8 protein-coding genes and 4 pseudogenes are annotated in these 12,919 nt (G+C 67.5%); 6 read left to right on the top strand and 6 right to left on the bottom strand.

What is annotated here, in order from left to right; translation table 11 throughout:
- The coding region (locus tag ACZ4MF_RS47720) for a carbohydrate-binding protein (protein WP_467500577.1) at positions 1-223 on the bottom strand (223 nt) is incomplete at its 3' end.
- 153 nt (positions 224-376) lie between these two features.
- Between ACZ4MF_RS47720 and ACZ4MF_RS47715 the strand changes: the two are divergent.
- A pseudogene (locus tag ACZ4MF_RS47715) lies at positions 377-1,182 on the top strand (IS5 family transposase); the annotation flags it as partial.
- Positions 1,183-1,234: 52 nt separating this feature from the next.
- Here the strand turns inward: ACZ4MF_RS47715 and ACZ4MF_RS47710 are convergent.
- Together ACZ4MF_RS47710 and ACZ4MF_RS47705 are read right to left on the bottom strand one after the other, a co-directional pair.
- Positions 1,235-1,729, bottom strand: a pseudogene (locus tag ACZ4MF_RS47710) (transposase); the annotation flags it as partial.
- Between the two features lie 212 nt (positions 1,730-1,941).
- On the bottom strand, positions 1,942-2,976 hold the full coding sequence (locus ACZ4MF_RS47705) for an IS110 family RNA-guided transposase (protein WP_467500575.1): 1,035 nt from the start codon (positions 2,974-2,976) through the stop codon (positions 1,942-1,944).
- A gap of 327 nt (positions 2,977-3,303) precedes the next feature.
- Here ACZ4MF_RS47705 and ACZ4MF_RS47700 point away from each other — a divergent pair, with 327 nt between their 5' ends.
- The 3 genes and pseudogenes from ACZ4MF_RS47700 to ACZ4MF_RS47690 all read left to right on the top strand — a co-directional run bounded on the left by ACZ4MF_RS47700 (position 3,304) and on the right by ACZ4MF_RS47690 (position 6,035).
- The gene (locus tag ACZ4MF_RS47700) at positions 3,304-4,389 is read left to right on the top strand and encodes an IS110 family RNA-guided transposase (RefSeq protein ID WP_467500573.1); all 1,086 of its coding nucleotides are present in this window, start codon (positions 3,304-3,306) and stop codon (positions 4,387-4,389) included.
- A gap of 87 nt (positions 4,390-4,476) precedes the next feature.
- A pseudogene (locus ACZ4MF_RS47695) lies at positions 4,477-5,550 on the top strand (IS630 family transposase).
- A gap of 272 nt (positions 5,551-5,822) precedes the next feature.
- On the top strand, positions 5,823-6,035 hold the full coding sequence (locus ACZ4MF_RS47690; RefSeq protein WP_467500571.1) for a hypothetical protein: 213 nt from the start codon (positions 5,823-5,825) through the stop codon (positions 6,033-6,035).
- A gap of 21 nt (positions 6,036-6,056) precedes the next feature.
- Here ACZ4MF_RS47690 and ACZ4MF_RS47685 read toward each other — a convergent pair.
- Positions 6,057-7,288 (bottom strand): IS3 family transposase gene (locus ACZ4MF_RS47685; RefSeq protein WP_467500569.1). Its coding sequence is split into 2 segments (ribosomal slippage): positions 6,057-6,967 and positions 6,967-7,288, totalling 1,233 coding nucleotides; the frame shifts between segments, so codons are not numbered across the junction.
- A gap of 87 nt (positions 7,289-7,375) precedes the next feature.
- Between ACZ4MF_RS47685 and ACZ4MF_RS47680 the strand changes: the two genes are divergently transcribed.
- Positions 7,376-8,428: an IS110 family RNA-guided transposase gene (locus ACZ4MF_RS47680; protein WP_467500567.1), complete on the top strand. Its 1,053-nt coding sequence runs from the start codon at positions 7,376-7,378 to the stop codon at positions 8,426-8,428.
- A gap of 127 nt (positions 8,429-8,555) precedes the next feature.
- Here the strand turns inward: ACZ4MF_RS47680 and ACZ4MF_RS47675 are convergent, their stop codons facing one another.
- Positions 8,556-11,069 carry a SpoIIE family protein phosphatase gene (locus tag ACZ4MF_RS47675; RefSeq protein ID WP_467500565.1) on the bottom strand — a complete coding sequence of 838 codons (2,514 nt, stop codon included), beginning with the start codon at positions 11,067-11,069 and terminating at the stop codon, positions 8,556-8,558.
- Positions 11,070-11,511: 442 nt separating this feature from the next.
- Between ACZ4MF_RS47675 and ACZ4MF_RS47670 the strand changes: the two genes are divergently transcribed.
- Positions 11,512-12,015 (top strand): MarR family transcriptional regulator, encoded by a 504-nt coding sequence (locus tag ACZ4MF_RS47670; RefSeq protein ID WP_467500563.1) that lies wholly within the window; start codon positions 11,512-11,514, stop codon positions 12,013-12,015.
- Positions 12,016-12,055: 40 nt separating this feature from the next.
- Here ACZ4MF_RS47670 and ACZ4MF_RS47665 read toward each other — a convergent pair.
- Positions 12,056-12,699 (bottom strand): annotated as a pseudogene (locus ACZ4MF_RS47665) (gamma-glutamyl-gamma-aminobutyrate hydrolase family protein); the annotation flags it as partial.
- Positions 12,700-12,919 lie beyond the last annotated feature (220 nt).

The following is a 12,919-nucleotide window of genomic DNA, read 5'->3' as shown; positions in this document are numbered from 1 at the left end:
TCTCGCCCTGTGTCCACCACTTGGCCTGCCAATTGTCGCCGTTGTAGGAGGCGGTCATGCCGCCGGTGTAGACCGCGCCGGAGCTCCAGGCCGCGGCACAGTCCGCCGCCGCCGCGGGGCTCGCGGCGCCGAGGACGGTGAACGCGCCGAGGAGGCCGGCCAGGACGGCCAGCATTGCTGTGATGCGCCTGCCATAAGCGGGCTTGCGAGGCCTGATGGGCATGGTTGTGCTCATGTGCCACTCCCGAGGTGGGGGGTGAATGGTGACCCCAGCAGCAAAGCGCGATTGGTCCAGACCAGTCAAGAGTCAGGTATGGACTTTTGTGAGTGGGCATTAAGACCGTGTTATACGTGGCGAGTTGGACGTTGTCCCGGCATGGGGCGGGGAACGTGGAGCTGGATCGTGCCGGACGGATTGTGGGAGATCGCGGAGCCCTTGCTGCCGCCGACGCGGGTGCGTCCGCAGGGCGGAGGGACACTGAACACTCCTGATCAGGCAGTGTTCGCAGCCATCGTGTATGTGCTGGTCAGCGGCTGCGCCTGGAGGACGTTGCCGCCACGCTTCGGAATCTCGAAGTCCACGGCCCATCGGCGGTTCCTGATCTGGTCCAGAGCCGGCCTATGGGGGCGACTGCACCAGGCCATGCTCGACAAACTCGCCGCAAAAGCGCTGCTCGACCTCTCCCGTGTGGTCCTCGACACCGCCCATGTAAGCGCGACAAAGGGGGGCGAACACACAGGTCCGAGCCCCGTGGACCGGGGTAAGCCAGGTTCCAAGATGCATGTCCTGTCCGACCGGTCGGGACTGCCTCTCGTGGTCGCTATCTCAAGTGGCAACACCCACGACAGCCAGGGGCTCAAGCCCATGATCGCCGGGCTCCAATCGAGACACGCCCCCGATCGAGGCCGACACTACAGGCCCCGCAAGCTCCACGCTGACAAGGCTTATGACCAGCCCGACCTGCGTAAACAGGTCCGCGGCAAGCGCATCGGCGTACGCATCGCCCGCAAGGGCATCGAATTCAGCGAGCGTCTGGGGCGCCACCGTTGGGTGACCGAACGCACCATGTCGTGGCTGTCCGGCTACCGCCGACTCAGCCCCCGCTACGAACGAACCCTCGCAACTACCTGGGCTTTCTGGGGCTCGCAGCCGCACTCTGCTGCTACAAGCGATACATCCGGGAGTGTAAATCTAACGGCCCTGTCTCACATTCGGTGGTGACGGAGGGTGCGGCTATCCGAGGAGGATGCGGTGGCGGAGCAGGGTGAAGCCTGCTCGTCCGTGCATCTGGCGTGCGATCCGTTTGGTCTTGGTGTTGACGCCCTCGGTGGGACCGTTGCTGTACGGAAGCGTGAGCCCGGCGATCACGGCGGCGCTATCCCGGTCCAGGCCACGGGTGAAGGCATGTAGGTGGGGCAGGTCGGCTGCTCGGACTTGGGCGATCCAGCACGTGAGCGCGTCGGCGTTGTCGGCGCGTGGCGCAAGGAGCGGGGCGAAGTCCCGGATATCGGTAACCAGTTGGGTCATCTCGGGGCAGGCGATGGTGAGTTTGGCCAGGAGATCGTGGTGCTCGGCCTTGAGGTTGTCGGGCCTGGTCAGCAACATCCGGGCGAGCCTGCGCGGGGAGATATGGCTGCGGTCGGCGTCCGCGCGGCCCTGGTTGATGTACTTGTGCAGGAGGTTCAGGCAGCCCGTGAAGCCGAGGGCCTTGATCTCTTCGAAGAGGTACTTACTGACAGTGAGAATGTGACTGGCGGTTCTGCTGGTGAGCCTGACTCACTTACTGACAGTGAGAATGTGACTGGCGGTTCTGCTGGTGAGCCTGACTCACTTACTGACTGACGTCATCGACTGTCCTGTTTAAGATTTGTCGGCTCATCGGCAGGGCCGCCACGCACGCGGCCGGACGGGCGTTTGTGACCTTATAGCGCCTCTGTGTGTCAAGCGGCTTGAGCGAGGTGTCTCCGTTGGTCGCGTTTCATGATCCGGTAGACCACGTTGGACAGGCGTCGCTTCAGGGCTCTGCGGGCTTCGGACGGTGTCTTTCCCTCGCTGATCTTGCGGAGGTAGTAGTCCTGCCCACGCCCGCCGTCGCGGATCTGGCAGACGGCGATCGTGTGGAGAACCGAGTTCAGCGCGCGGTTGCCGCCGGTGTTGAGCCGGTGGCGGACGTTGTTGCCGCTGGAGGCGTCCAGGGGTGCACTGCCGGTGTAGCTGGCGAAGTGGTGCTCCGTGGGGAAGCGACTGACGTCCCCGATGTGCCCGATGACCTTCGCGGCCAGCACGGTGCCTAGGCCGGGCAGGGTGGTCAGCGTGGTGCGGGTGGCGGCGACGGCGTCGCGCATCTCGGCTTCGTTGTCCTTGACCTGCCGGTCGAGGCGGCGCAGGTCGGCCAGCAGGTCACGGGCTATGTCCCGGCGGCAGTTGTCGGTGGCTGTGACCGGCCGGATCCCCTTCATCAGGACGGCGGCCTTGTCTGCCGACAAGCCGGTGGGGGCACCGCCGGGCAGCAGATCGCGGAGGACGGCGTGGAAGCGGTTCAGGACGCGGGTGCGTTCGTGGACCAGGTCGTCTCGGCGCTCGGTCAACAGCCGCAGGATCGTGGTCTGGTCCTCCTGGACCACGGCTCGAAGGTCATGACGGAAGAGAGCGACCTGGGCGATGTGAAGGGCGTCCTTGGCGTCGGTTTTGCGGTCGCCGCCGGTGGCCAGCAGCCGGGCTCGCGCCGAGAGGGTGGAGGGCACGTCGACGACGTTCTCGCCCGCGGCGGTCAGCTGCTGGGCGAGGGTACGGCCCAGGCCGCCGGCGCCCTCGACCGCGAAACGACGGTCGGGCCACTGCTCGCACCAGCGCATCAGCTGGCGGAAGGTCCCGGCGTTGACGACGAACCGGCGCTGGGCCACCTGATGGCCCGCGGGGTCGACGGCGACAGCGGTGTGGGACAACTTGTGGGGATCGACACCGATCAGGATCACAGGCTGCTGCCCTCGCACTCGAAGAGACAGGAAGGGAAGTGCGGTGGGCACCCTGACTTGAAGTCACCATGTCACCTTCATGCCTCTGTCGAGCCACACCGCGCGGGTGTCGGCCGGCGGCGGCACGCTATCAGTGAGCCAGCCCGAAGGCGGCAAGAAGCACTGCGGGCCCGTGCCGACCGACACCCTGGACGCTACGGCTGCAGACCGAGCATCTGGGCTCGATTCAACAAGTCAGGAGCTTGGTCCAGAAGCCCCGTCACTGTCTTGTCCACCCGCCCGACCGGCGCGTGCCGCCCTCGGAACGGACACGCCACAAGGACGGACATGACCAGCATGACGCACGATGGCCCGCAGATCACCGGCGGAGTCGACACCCACGGTCTCACGCACCATGCCGCAGTGATCGACACAGTCGGTCGGCACCTGGCCGACCGGGAGTTCCCGGCCACCATCCGCGGCTACCGGGATTTGCTGGAGTGGATGCGCTCACACGGCGCACTCGTCGCGGTGGGAGTGGAGGGCACCGGCGCCTACGGAGCCGAACTCGCCCGGGTGCTGACAGCAGCCGGCGTTGCCGTCGTCGACGTGGACCGCCCCGACCGCAAGACACGGCGGACGAAGGGCAAGTCCGACCCGATCGATGCCTATGCAGCCGCGACGGCCGTGCTGTCCGGGCGCGCCACCGGCATCCCCAAAAGCCGGGACGGCGTCGTCGAAGCGGTCCGAGTGATGAGGGTCGCCCGCCGCAGCGCGGTCAAAACCCGCACCCAGGCGATGAACCAGATCCGAGCCCTACTGGTCTCGGCGCCCGCCTTGCTGCGCGAGCAGTTCGCTGCACTGGACAGGGCCATGTTGATACGCACCCTCGCCCGGCTGCGGCCCGGCGACGATCTGTCCCGCCCGCTGACGGCGACCAGGGCCTCGCTGCGACGGCTCGCCCGACGCCACCAGACACTCGACGCGGAGATCGCCGAGCTGGACGCAGAGATCGGCCCGCTGGTCAGGCAGGCCGCCCCCGCGCTGCTTGAGCTGTTCGGCGTCGGCCCCGAGACCGCCGGTCAACTGCTGGCCTCAGCCGGGGACAACCCCGAACGCATGCGTTCCGAGGGCGCGTTCGCGCACCTGGCCGGGGTCGCCCCGATCCCGGCATCCTCCGGCCGCACCCACCGCCACCGCCTCAACCGCGGCGGCGACCGGGCCGCGAACAACGCACTGCACACCATCGTGCTCACCCGCATGCGCTTCGACGCACGCACCCGCGACTACGTCGACCGCCGAACCAAGGAAGGGCTGAACAAGAAGGACATCATGCGCTGCCTCAAGCGATTCGTCGCCCGCGAGGTCTACCGCGCTCTAACCAGGACACCGACTGGGCAAATCACCCAAACCAACCTGGCCCCAGCGGCTTGACAGTCATAGGAGCATCTTCGGCGTCTCGTGGTCTGGATGTGTGTCGGGGCCGGTGACGTGGTCCGTCCGAGCTGGTAGGCCGGGGGTATGCGGTATCCGGATGGGGGGCGGGCTGACCGCCGAGCAGCGCAGGCGTCGGGAAGAGGTACTGATGCGGGCCGTTGACCTCTTCGAGGAGGACACGGAAGTCCCGTGCATCGTGCGGGAGTTACGGGTGAGTGAGAAGTCGGTCTATCGGTGGCGCCGCGCCTGGAGGACGGGCGGGCGCGAAGAACTGCGTTCCAAGGGTCCCTGCGGCTACGACTCCCGGCTCGGTCCTCACCTGCAGGCCAAGCTCGCGACGTGGCTGGATGAGGGGCCGGCCGCGCACGGCTGGGCGGACGACCAGGTGTGGACCGCATCCCGGGTGCGCACGCTGATCGGGAGGAAGTTCCACATCTCTTACAGCGTCTCCGGGGTGACCCGGCTGCTGCACCGCATGGGCTGCAGCGTGCAGATGCCCGCCCGGCCCGCTGCCGAGCGCGACGAGGACGCGATCACCTCATGGCGGGAGGTGACCTGGCAGGAGGTAAAACCCTCCGGGCGGTGACCGGCGCGTTCATCTGCTTCGAGGACGAAGCGGGCGTGACCGGCCGTCCGCCCAAGGGCCGCGCCTGGGGGAGGCGCGGGAGCACCCCGAGGGTCAAGGTGTCCGGCCGCAGCCGGGGACGGCTCTCGGTGGCCGGACTGCTGTGCTACCGGCCCGGGCTGCCCGCCCGCCTGTGTTACCGGGTACGCCGGCATACCGGCCGCAAGGGCGAGCGCCGCTCGCTCGGCGAGAGCGACTACATCCACCTGCTCGACGGCGCCCACCAACTGCTCAAGGCTCCACTGATCGTGGTGTGGGACCGGCTGAACACCCACATCTCCAAGACGATGCAAGCGCTCGCGGCCGAGCGGGACTGGCTGACAGTGGTCCTGCTGCCCGGGTATGCGCCCGAGCTCAACCCGGTCGAGGGCCTGTGGGCGCACATCAAGCGGAGCCTGGCCAACCTGGCCACCCGCACGCTCGGCGAGCTGGAGAGCCTGCTCCGCAGGCGACTCAAGGCACTGCAGTACCGGCACAACATCCTCGGCGGATACCTCACCGGGACAGGCCTCGCTCTCGACAGACCGAACTGACCCTAATACGCCGAAGTCAGGAACCCAGAGTCACTGACGTGATCACCCCGTGGCTGGGAAAATGGGCCTGGGTGTCCCGGTCAGGCCGGTGCTACTGCGATGCCGGTGAGCTCGTAAGTCAGGATGGTTTTGGGGGTCGCTGAGGGAACCACGGTTTGTGTCAGGGTCGCCATCGGGCGCGCGGAGCACATGTGTCAGTCTCCGCTCCGTCCCGTTGACCCCTCCGGGCCGCCCGTCGCGTTCATGCGTCCCTGCGTGGGAGGGAGCCGGTCATGGCCTGGCTGGACGTGAAGGACGAGGTCATCCATCTGCGGTCGGCAGGGGTGGACCTGGGCAAGCGGTTCCTGGTCGGCTGCGTGCGCACCCCCAGCACCACGCACGCGGGCCGGTGGAGCCTGGAGACCGAGCGGTTCGGCACCAGCCAGGCCGAGATCCGCCGCTTGCTGGCCTGGCTGGTCGAACGACGGGGGGCCTTGTCCCCGTAGGGTGGACACCTGTTCGTGTCGTTATGCGGCGAGTGTCAGGGTAGCTGACTGTTGCTCGTAGGCGATCGGTGCCTGTTGTCTGTTCGCCGAGTGTCGTCGGCGGGTGTTGTAGCGGGTGGTCCAGCGGAAGACGGCCAGGCGGCAGGCGCGGGCTCCGTCGAAGCAACGGGCGCCGCGGAGCGTCTCGCGTTTGAGGGCCGCGTTGAAGCTCTCCGCGAGCGCGTTGTCCGCGCTCGTGCCGACCGCGCCCATGGACTGCCGCACCCCCAACTCGGCGCAGACATCGGCGAATTGGCGGGAGGTGTACTGCGCTCTGTGATCGCTGTGGAAGACGGCTCCGGCCAGGTTGCCGCGGTTCGCGGCGGCTGCCCGGAGTGCGTCGGCGACGAGCGAGGTGCGCATGTGGTCGGCGATCGACCAGCCCACCAGGCGGCGCGAGAAGCAGTCGATCACGGTCGCCAGATACAGGAACTCGCCGTCACCCACGGGTAGGTAGGTGATGTCGCCGACGTACTTGGTGTTCGGCTCGCTGGCGGTGAAGTCGCGCCGCAGCAGGTCCGGCACGGGCGTGGCCGACGGTTCGGGCACGGTGGTGACCTGGCGCTTGCGCAGCCGCAGCCCGGCGATGCCGTACTTGCGCATGACCCGTCCGACGCGCTTGTGGTTCACGCGCTCACCGCCGTCGCGGAGCTCGGCGGTGATCCGGGGGCGGCCGTAGGTGCCGTCCCACTCGGCGTGCACGGCCCTGATCCGCTCGGCGAGCGCGGCGTCCGCCCGCTCACGCGCGGCGCGGGCCTGGCGGCCGGCCCGCCATGTGTAGAAGCTGGAGCGGGCGACCTCCAGCACGTGACACAACCGCTTCACGCCCCAGGCGCGGTGGTGGTCCTCAATGAACGTGAAGCGGTTCACCAGTTCATCTCGGTGGCGAAAAACTTCGTCGCCTTGCGGAGAATGTCCCGTTCGGTGGCCAGCGTCGCGTTCTGCTTGCGCAGGTCCTTGTTCTCCGCGCGCAGGGCCGCTATCTCGGCCTCCAGCTCTTCCTTCGTGGCCTCGCTCACCGGGACGTCCTTCGTGTTCGTGCTCGTCGTGCCGCGCTCACCGCGGCGGGCCCGCTCGGCCCGCACCCAGTTACGCAGGGTCTCCCGGCTGACCCCCAGATCCTTGCCGATGCCCTCGAAGGTATGGCCCGGATCCGACAGGTACAGCGCGACCGCGTCCGCCTTGAACTCGGGCGAGTAGACCTTCATCACCATAAGAGATCCCTCCTCCCCGGCCCCTGGCGGGGCCGGGATCAGAGGTGTCCACCACCCGGGGACAGGTCCCGGGGCGAGGTCGTGGTGATGGAAGCGCCCTCGGACTACTGGCGCAGCGTCTACTACCTGCTGCAGCCGCACCTGAACCTGATGCTGGTCAACCCTTCCCACCTGAAGGGCATCCGGGGCCGCAAGACCGATCCGAGCGACGCGGCGTTCCTGGCCCGCGCAGGGGCCTCGGGTATGGTGATGGGTTCCTTCGTTCCGCCCCGCACCGTCCGGGAACTGCGGGATCTGACCCGCCGCCGGACCGAGGTCGTCCGGGCCGCGGGCGCGGAGGCCCAGCGGCTGGAGAAGGAGCTGGAGGACACCGGCTTCAAGCTGACCTCGGTCCTGTCGAACGTGGTGGGCGTCTCGGGCCGGGCGATCCTCGAAGCCTTGGTCGCCGGCGAGCGGGACCCGCAGCGGCTGGCCGACCTCACCGTCCGCCAGGCCCGGGCCAAGATCCCGCAACTGGTCGAGGCCCTGGACGGGGACTTCACGCCGCACCATGGGTTCATGGTCCGCCACTACCTCGACCAGATCGACCACCTCAACGAGACGGCCGCGATGTTCGACGTGCGGATCGCCGAACTGCTGGCCGCCCAGGAACACGACCTCGACCTGCTGGACACCATCCCCGGCATCAGCCGCCTCGCGGCCGAGATCGTCATCGCCGAGACCGGCGGGGACATGGCCCAGTTCGCCACTGCCCACCACCTCGCCTCCTGGATCGGGGTCTGCCCCGGACAGAGCGAGTCCGCCGGCGTGAACCGCTCCGGGCGCACCCGGCACGGCAACACCAACCTCAAACGGCTGCTCGGGGTCGCCGCCATGGCGGCAGTCCGCAACAAGGACTCCTACCTCGCTGTGTTCCACCGTCGCATCGCCGCACGCCGCGGCGCGAAACGCGCCCTGGTCGCCGTCATGCACAAAATCGCCATCGCGATCTGGCACGTGCTCCACGACCAGGTCCCCTACCGCGAATTGGGCGCCGACTACTTCGCCAAGCGCAACCCCGAACGCGCCATGCGCCGCATGGTCAAGGAAGCCAACAGCCTCGGCCTGACCCTCCGCTTCGAACCCATCTCAGCGGGCTGACCTCACACTCTGAACTTTTCGTGTCAGTAGCCAGCAGAACTGGAACCTGAGAGGTGGGGCAGGTCAAGATGTCACTCGATCGTGCAGCAGACCCGAATAACACGCATTCAAGCGGGAGGTCCTCTGACTACAGGGCCTCGATGTCCTCGATTTCCAGGGGGAAGGGCACGGTGTCGTCCTCCGACACACCGGAGAACGGCTGATCAGCCCAAATGGTCTTACCACGGGCGTGGTACCGGGTGCCCCACAGCCGGGTGAGCTTTGCGACGAGGAACAGGCCGCGTCCTCCTTCATCGGTCTCCAGAGCGTGTCGTACGTGCGGTGAGGTACTGCTGCCGTCGGAGACCTCGCAGATCAGGCTCTGGTCGCGGAGCAAACGCAATCGGATCGGGGGGCTGCTGTAGCGGATGGCGTTGGTGACCAGTTCGCTGATGACGAGTTCTGTGTTGAACACCAGGTTGTCCAAGTCCCACTCGGTGAGTTTGCGCCTGGCGAGTGTGCGCGCCATAGCCACAGCCTCGGGATCGGACGGCAGCTCCCAGGTTGCATGACGGTTCGGGTCCATCTCGTGCACTCGCGCGACGAGGAGTGCCACGTCGTCCTGCGGGTGTGCAGGCAGCCGACGGTCGATCACCGCGTCGCAGAAAGCATCGAGACCGGACCCGGCGCCGGACGGTTCGGCCAGGAATCGTTGGCAGTCGGACAGCGTTTCGCGCAGCAGTGGAGGTCCGGTGTTGGCCCTCTGGCCTGGCGAGTTCACGAGGGCGACGCTGTACAGCACGAGCAGGTCCCCGTCGGCCAGAGTCATCTCGCTGCTTTCGAACGGAGGACCGCCATGACCGAGGGGAGGACCGCCGGGAAGGTCGAGAACCTCGACCTTCCCGACACTTGAGACGAGAGCGGGTGGTGGATGACCTGCTCGTGCCAGAACGCAGCGTCGTGAGACCGGGTTGAAGACGGCGTACAGGCACGTCGCGCCTGCCGCCCTGCCCGTCAGACGCTCGCCGTGCTCGTCGTGGAACGTACCTGCCTGGGCATCCAGATGGGCGAGCAGTTCGTCGGGGGACAGATCGAGATCGGCGAGTGTCCGTACGGCGGTTCGCAGCCGCCCCATGGTCACGGCAGCCTGAAGGCCGTGACCCGCCGCATCCCCCACCACCAATGCCACCCGCGCGCCCGACAACGGAATCACGTCGAACCAAGCACTCCCCAGCATTGTGTGCCCCCTCGCCGGCACGTAGCGCGACGTTGCATCCACGGCACGGAGCCCCGGTAGTTGCTGTGGCAGCAGGCTGCGCTGGAGTTCCAGAGCCGTGGTCCGCTCCCGGGTGTAACGACGGGCGTTGTCGATGCACACGGCTGCGCGTGTGGCGATTTCCTGTGCCAGTGGCACGTCATCTGCTTCGAACCCATGGGCGCGCTGGAAGCGGACGAAGACCGCCGCGCCCAGTGCCCTGCCCCGCGCGGACATCGGTACCAGCAGCCACGAGTGGACCCCGTATCTGCGGACCACGGCGGCCCGGCGGGGATCCACTGGAGTGAGTGCCCGGAGCAGTTCCTCTCCGGTCAGCAGCAGGGGGGTGTCGCTCATCAATGCCTGGTTGAAAAACGACTCCAGCCCAGAGGTGAATGGATCGACATCGCCCGTCGGCACCAAGTCTTCCCCCGGCCCCCCTGGCACGCTTGCGCTGGCGGCACGGCGTAGCGGTACCTCTGCGCTGATCGGACCAGTTGTCGGCTCCTCGCCGTCGAAGACCGGGTCCAGCAGGTTGACATAGGCATAGTCGGCGAACTCCGGTACGACCACCTCGACGAATTCCCGGGCGGTCCGCAGTACATCCAGCGTGGTACCGATGCGCATGCTCGCGTCGTTGGCCAGAGCCAACCGCTCCCGGGCTCTGACCCGTTCCGTCACGTCGGCAACCGTGTGTGCCAGCGCCGTTACATCCCCGGACCGGTTCCGGAGCGGAAGAATGGATTCGGACCACACGTGTTCACGGTCGGGATCGTCGGGTGTGCGGCCGCGGACTTCGGTTTGGATCAGCGCCTTTCCCGTCTCCAGGACCTGCCGCTGCCGTGCCTCAAGAGCCACCATGTCCAACAGACCAGGAGGTGCCACCTCGGCCATTGTGCGCCCAGTGAAATCCTTGCCAACAAACCCTACGGCACGTTGCTGAGAGTAATTCTGGGCGACAAACCGAAACTGTCTGTCGAAGACATCGATGAGGAAGGGTGACTCGGTGAACAATCCCCTCAAGAGCGCCTCACCGAGTTCGTACCGTCGCACTGATTCGGCGTTCAATGCCTGCACCAGCCACTGTGCGTCACCGTCCGTGGACACGATCGGACACGCCTGCAGGATGACCTCGATGCCACGTCCGCTCCGGTGACGCAGAACCGCTTGCCCCCGTTGCACCTCTCCCCCTGCTCGCCAGCGTCGCACGAGCCCCGAAGCCTCCGAACTGGGGTGCAGCAGATCTGTCGCGCGCCACCCTCGGATCTCCGCCGCCCTGTAGCCGAGCAAGCCCTCCGCCCCCGAGCTCAGTGCTATCAGAACACCGCGCGCGTCCAGGACGGCGTACTTTTCGTTGTCCAGCTCCGGCAGGATCCCTGCATTGTCGTGGAATCCGGGGTCGCGCATCACACTGCCCTGCTTCTTTATCTCAAAAAATCAGTTCCTTGGACTCAGCTGAATCTTGATCACTTTTGGTTTGGTCTACCGACGGGCGCGTTTCGAACAGCGGCTCGAAGACGGTCTGGCTCATCAGGTCTGTAGTGACAGTGTCCTCTTGATGTCACTGAACAGCCACCAGCCAGTCCGGTGAGCCGGCCCGCCCCAGCATCTCGATGGCGCCTCGGGCGCTCGAGCCGTCACCGCATTCAATGGCGGCGCCCGCATCACCTGGATGTGACGATCGGTGCCGTGGGACGGCCAGGTGAAGACAACTGGAGATTCGACGGTTCGGCAGAGAGCACGGTCAATGGGGACGACGAGGAGCGGGATCGCGGTCGGACACAATTTGATGCCGAACGATCGCGGCCTCGGGAGCCCGCGATCCGGCAGCGACATGAGGGGAGCCACGGTGCCCAGCCAGCGGTCCATCAGCGAGGCGGAGAAGCTCGGCGGCATTCCCCTGCGCCGGGAACAGATGGCCGCGGTGGCCAATATCTACCGGGCTGCGCCCGCCGTGCGTCAGCATCTGGAAAACTCCGTGCTGCGCGGCTCGGACCTGACGTGGACCGCCTTCGTGGTGGTGTGGGTGCGGGGCGAGTCCGAGACCCGGCATGTGGCTGAGGAGGCGGGAATCTCCAAGGGCACGCTGACCGGTGTCGCCCGCACCCTGGAATCGCGGGGGATGCGGCGGCGGGCCCGCCATCCCACCGACGAGCGGCTCGTCCTCCTGGGCGTCAATGAGAAGGAAGCCTTCGTCACCGCTCGGCTGAGTGGTGCGGAGTGCCGCACGCTCGCCGACGGACTGCGCCGTGTGGTCCTCCAGGTGGAGGAACAGGGTGAGGACCGCCGCAGGTCACTGCTGAAGGGCGAAAATCCGACACCGCGCCGCAGCGGGCTGAGCGCCAAGTGCTGACCCCGGCCGAGCCGACCCGCGGCGTGACTTCTGGCCTTTTTCAGACCGCCCGGCAGGTGGCCCGGACCAGTGCGTCGAAGAGACCTTGCTGCGTCGGGTCCTCATGCGCGGCGTCCTCGGGATGCCACTGAACGGCCAGGAGCCACCCGGCGCCTTCGGCTAACACGACGGCCTCGACCGTCCCGTCGGCGGTGCGGGCGGTGACAGTCAGCCCCTCGCCCAGCCGGTCCACGTGCTGGTGGTGGTAGCACGAGGCCTCTGCCTTGTCTACGCCGGTGACCCGGGCCAGGGCCGAACCGGAGGCTATGGAGACGGGGTGACGGACGTGGCGATTCTATCGTTCCGAGCCGCCCATGCCCTGGTGGAGTGTCCCGCCCAGTACCGTGTTGACCACCTGCAGGCCGCGGCAGACGGCCAGCAGCGGCAGCCCGCTCGCGAGGGCCTGCCGGGCGAGTTCCAGATCGAAGGCGTCCTGACGGTCGTCGACGACGTAGACGGCCTCGTGCGCGTCGGCTGCTCCGTAGCGGTGGGGGCGATGTCGCCGCCGCCCGGCAGCAGAAGGCCGTCGAAGCGGGCGAGGCGGGCAGCGACCTCGGTAGGGTCGGCGATGCCACCAGGAGCGTGCGGGTGGAGGGTGACGGGCTCGCCGCCGGCCCGCCACACGGCCTCGATTTGCGCGAGCGCCCCAGTTCCGCTGCGCGGAGCCGGGCCTTGCGGCGTCGGCGCAGGCGCCGTCGCTCCTCGCGGGCGGCATCCGCCTGTTCGTCCGGCTCGGCTACCGGGGCGTTCTGTCCCTTTGGCGAAGCCCCTTTTCCTCCGCGACCGCTTTCTCCAGGGTTTCGAGCAACTCCGCATCGACGGCCATCCCGGCGGCGTGGTGGTGGGCCCGGGCCACGGTGGAGTC

Source organism: Streptomyces sp. NPDC025793 (assembly GCF_055558375.1).
This window is presented reverse-complemented; position numbering and strand designations above follow the sequence as displayed.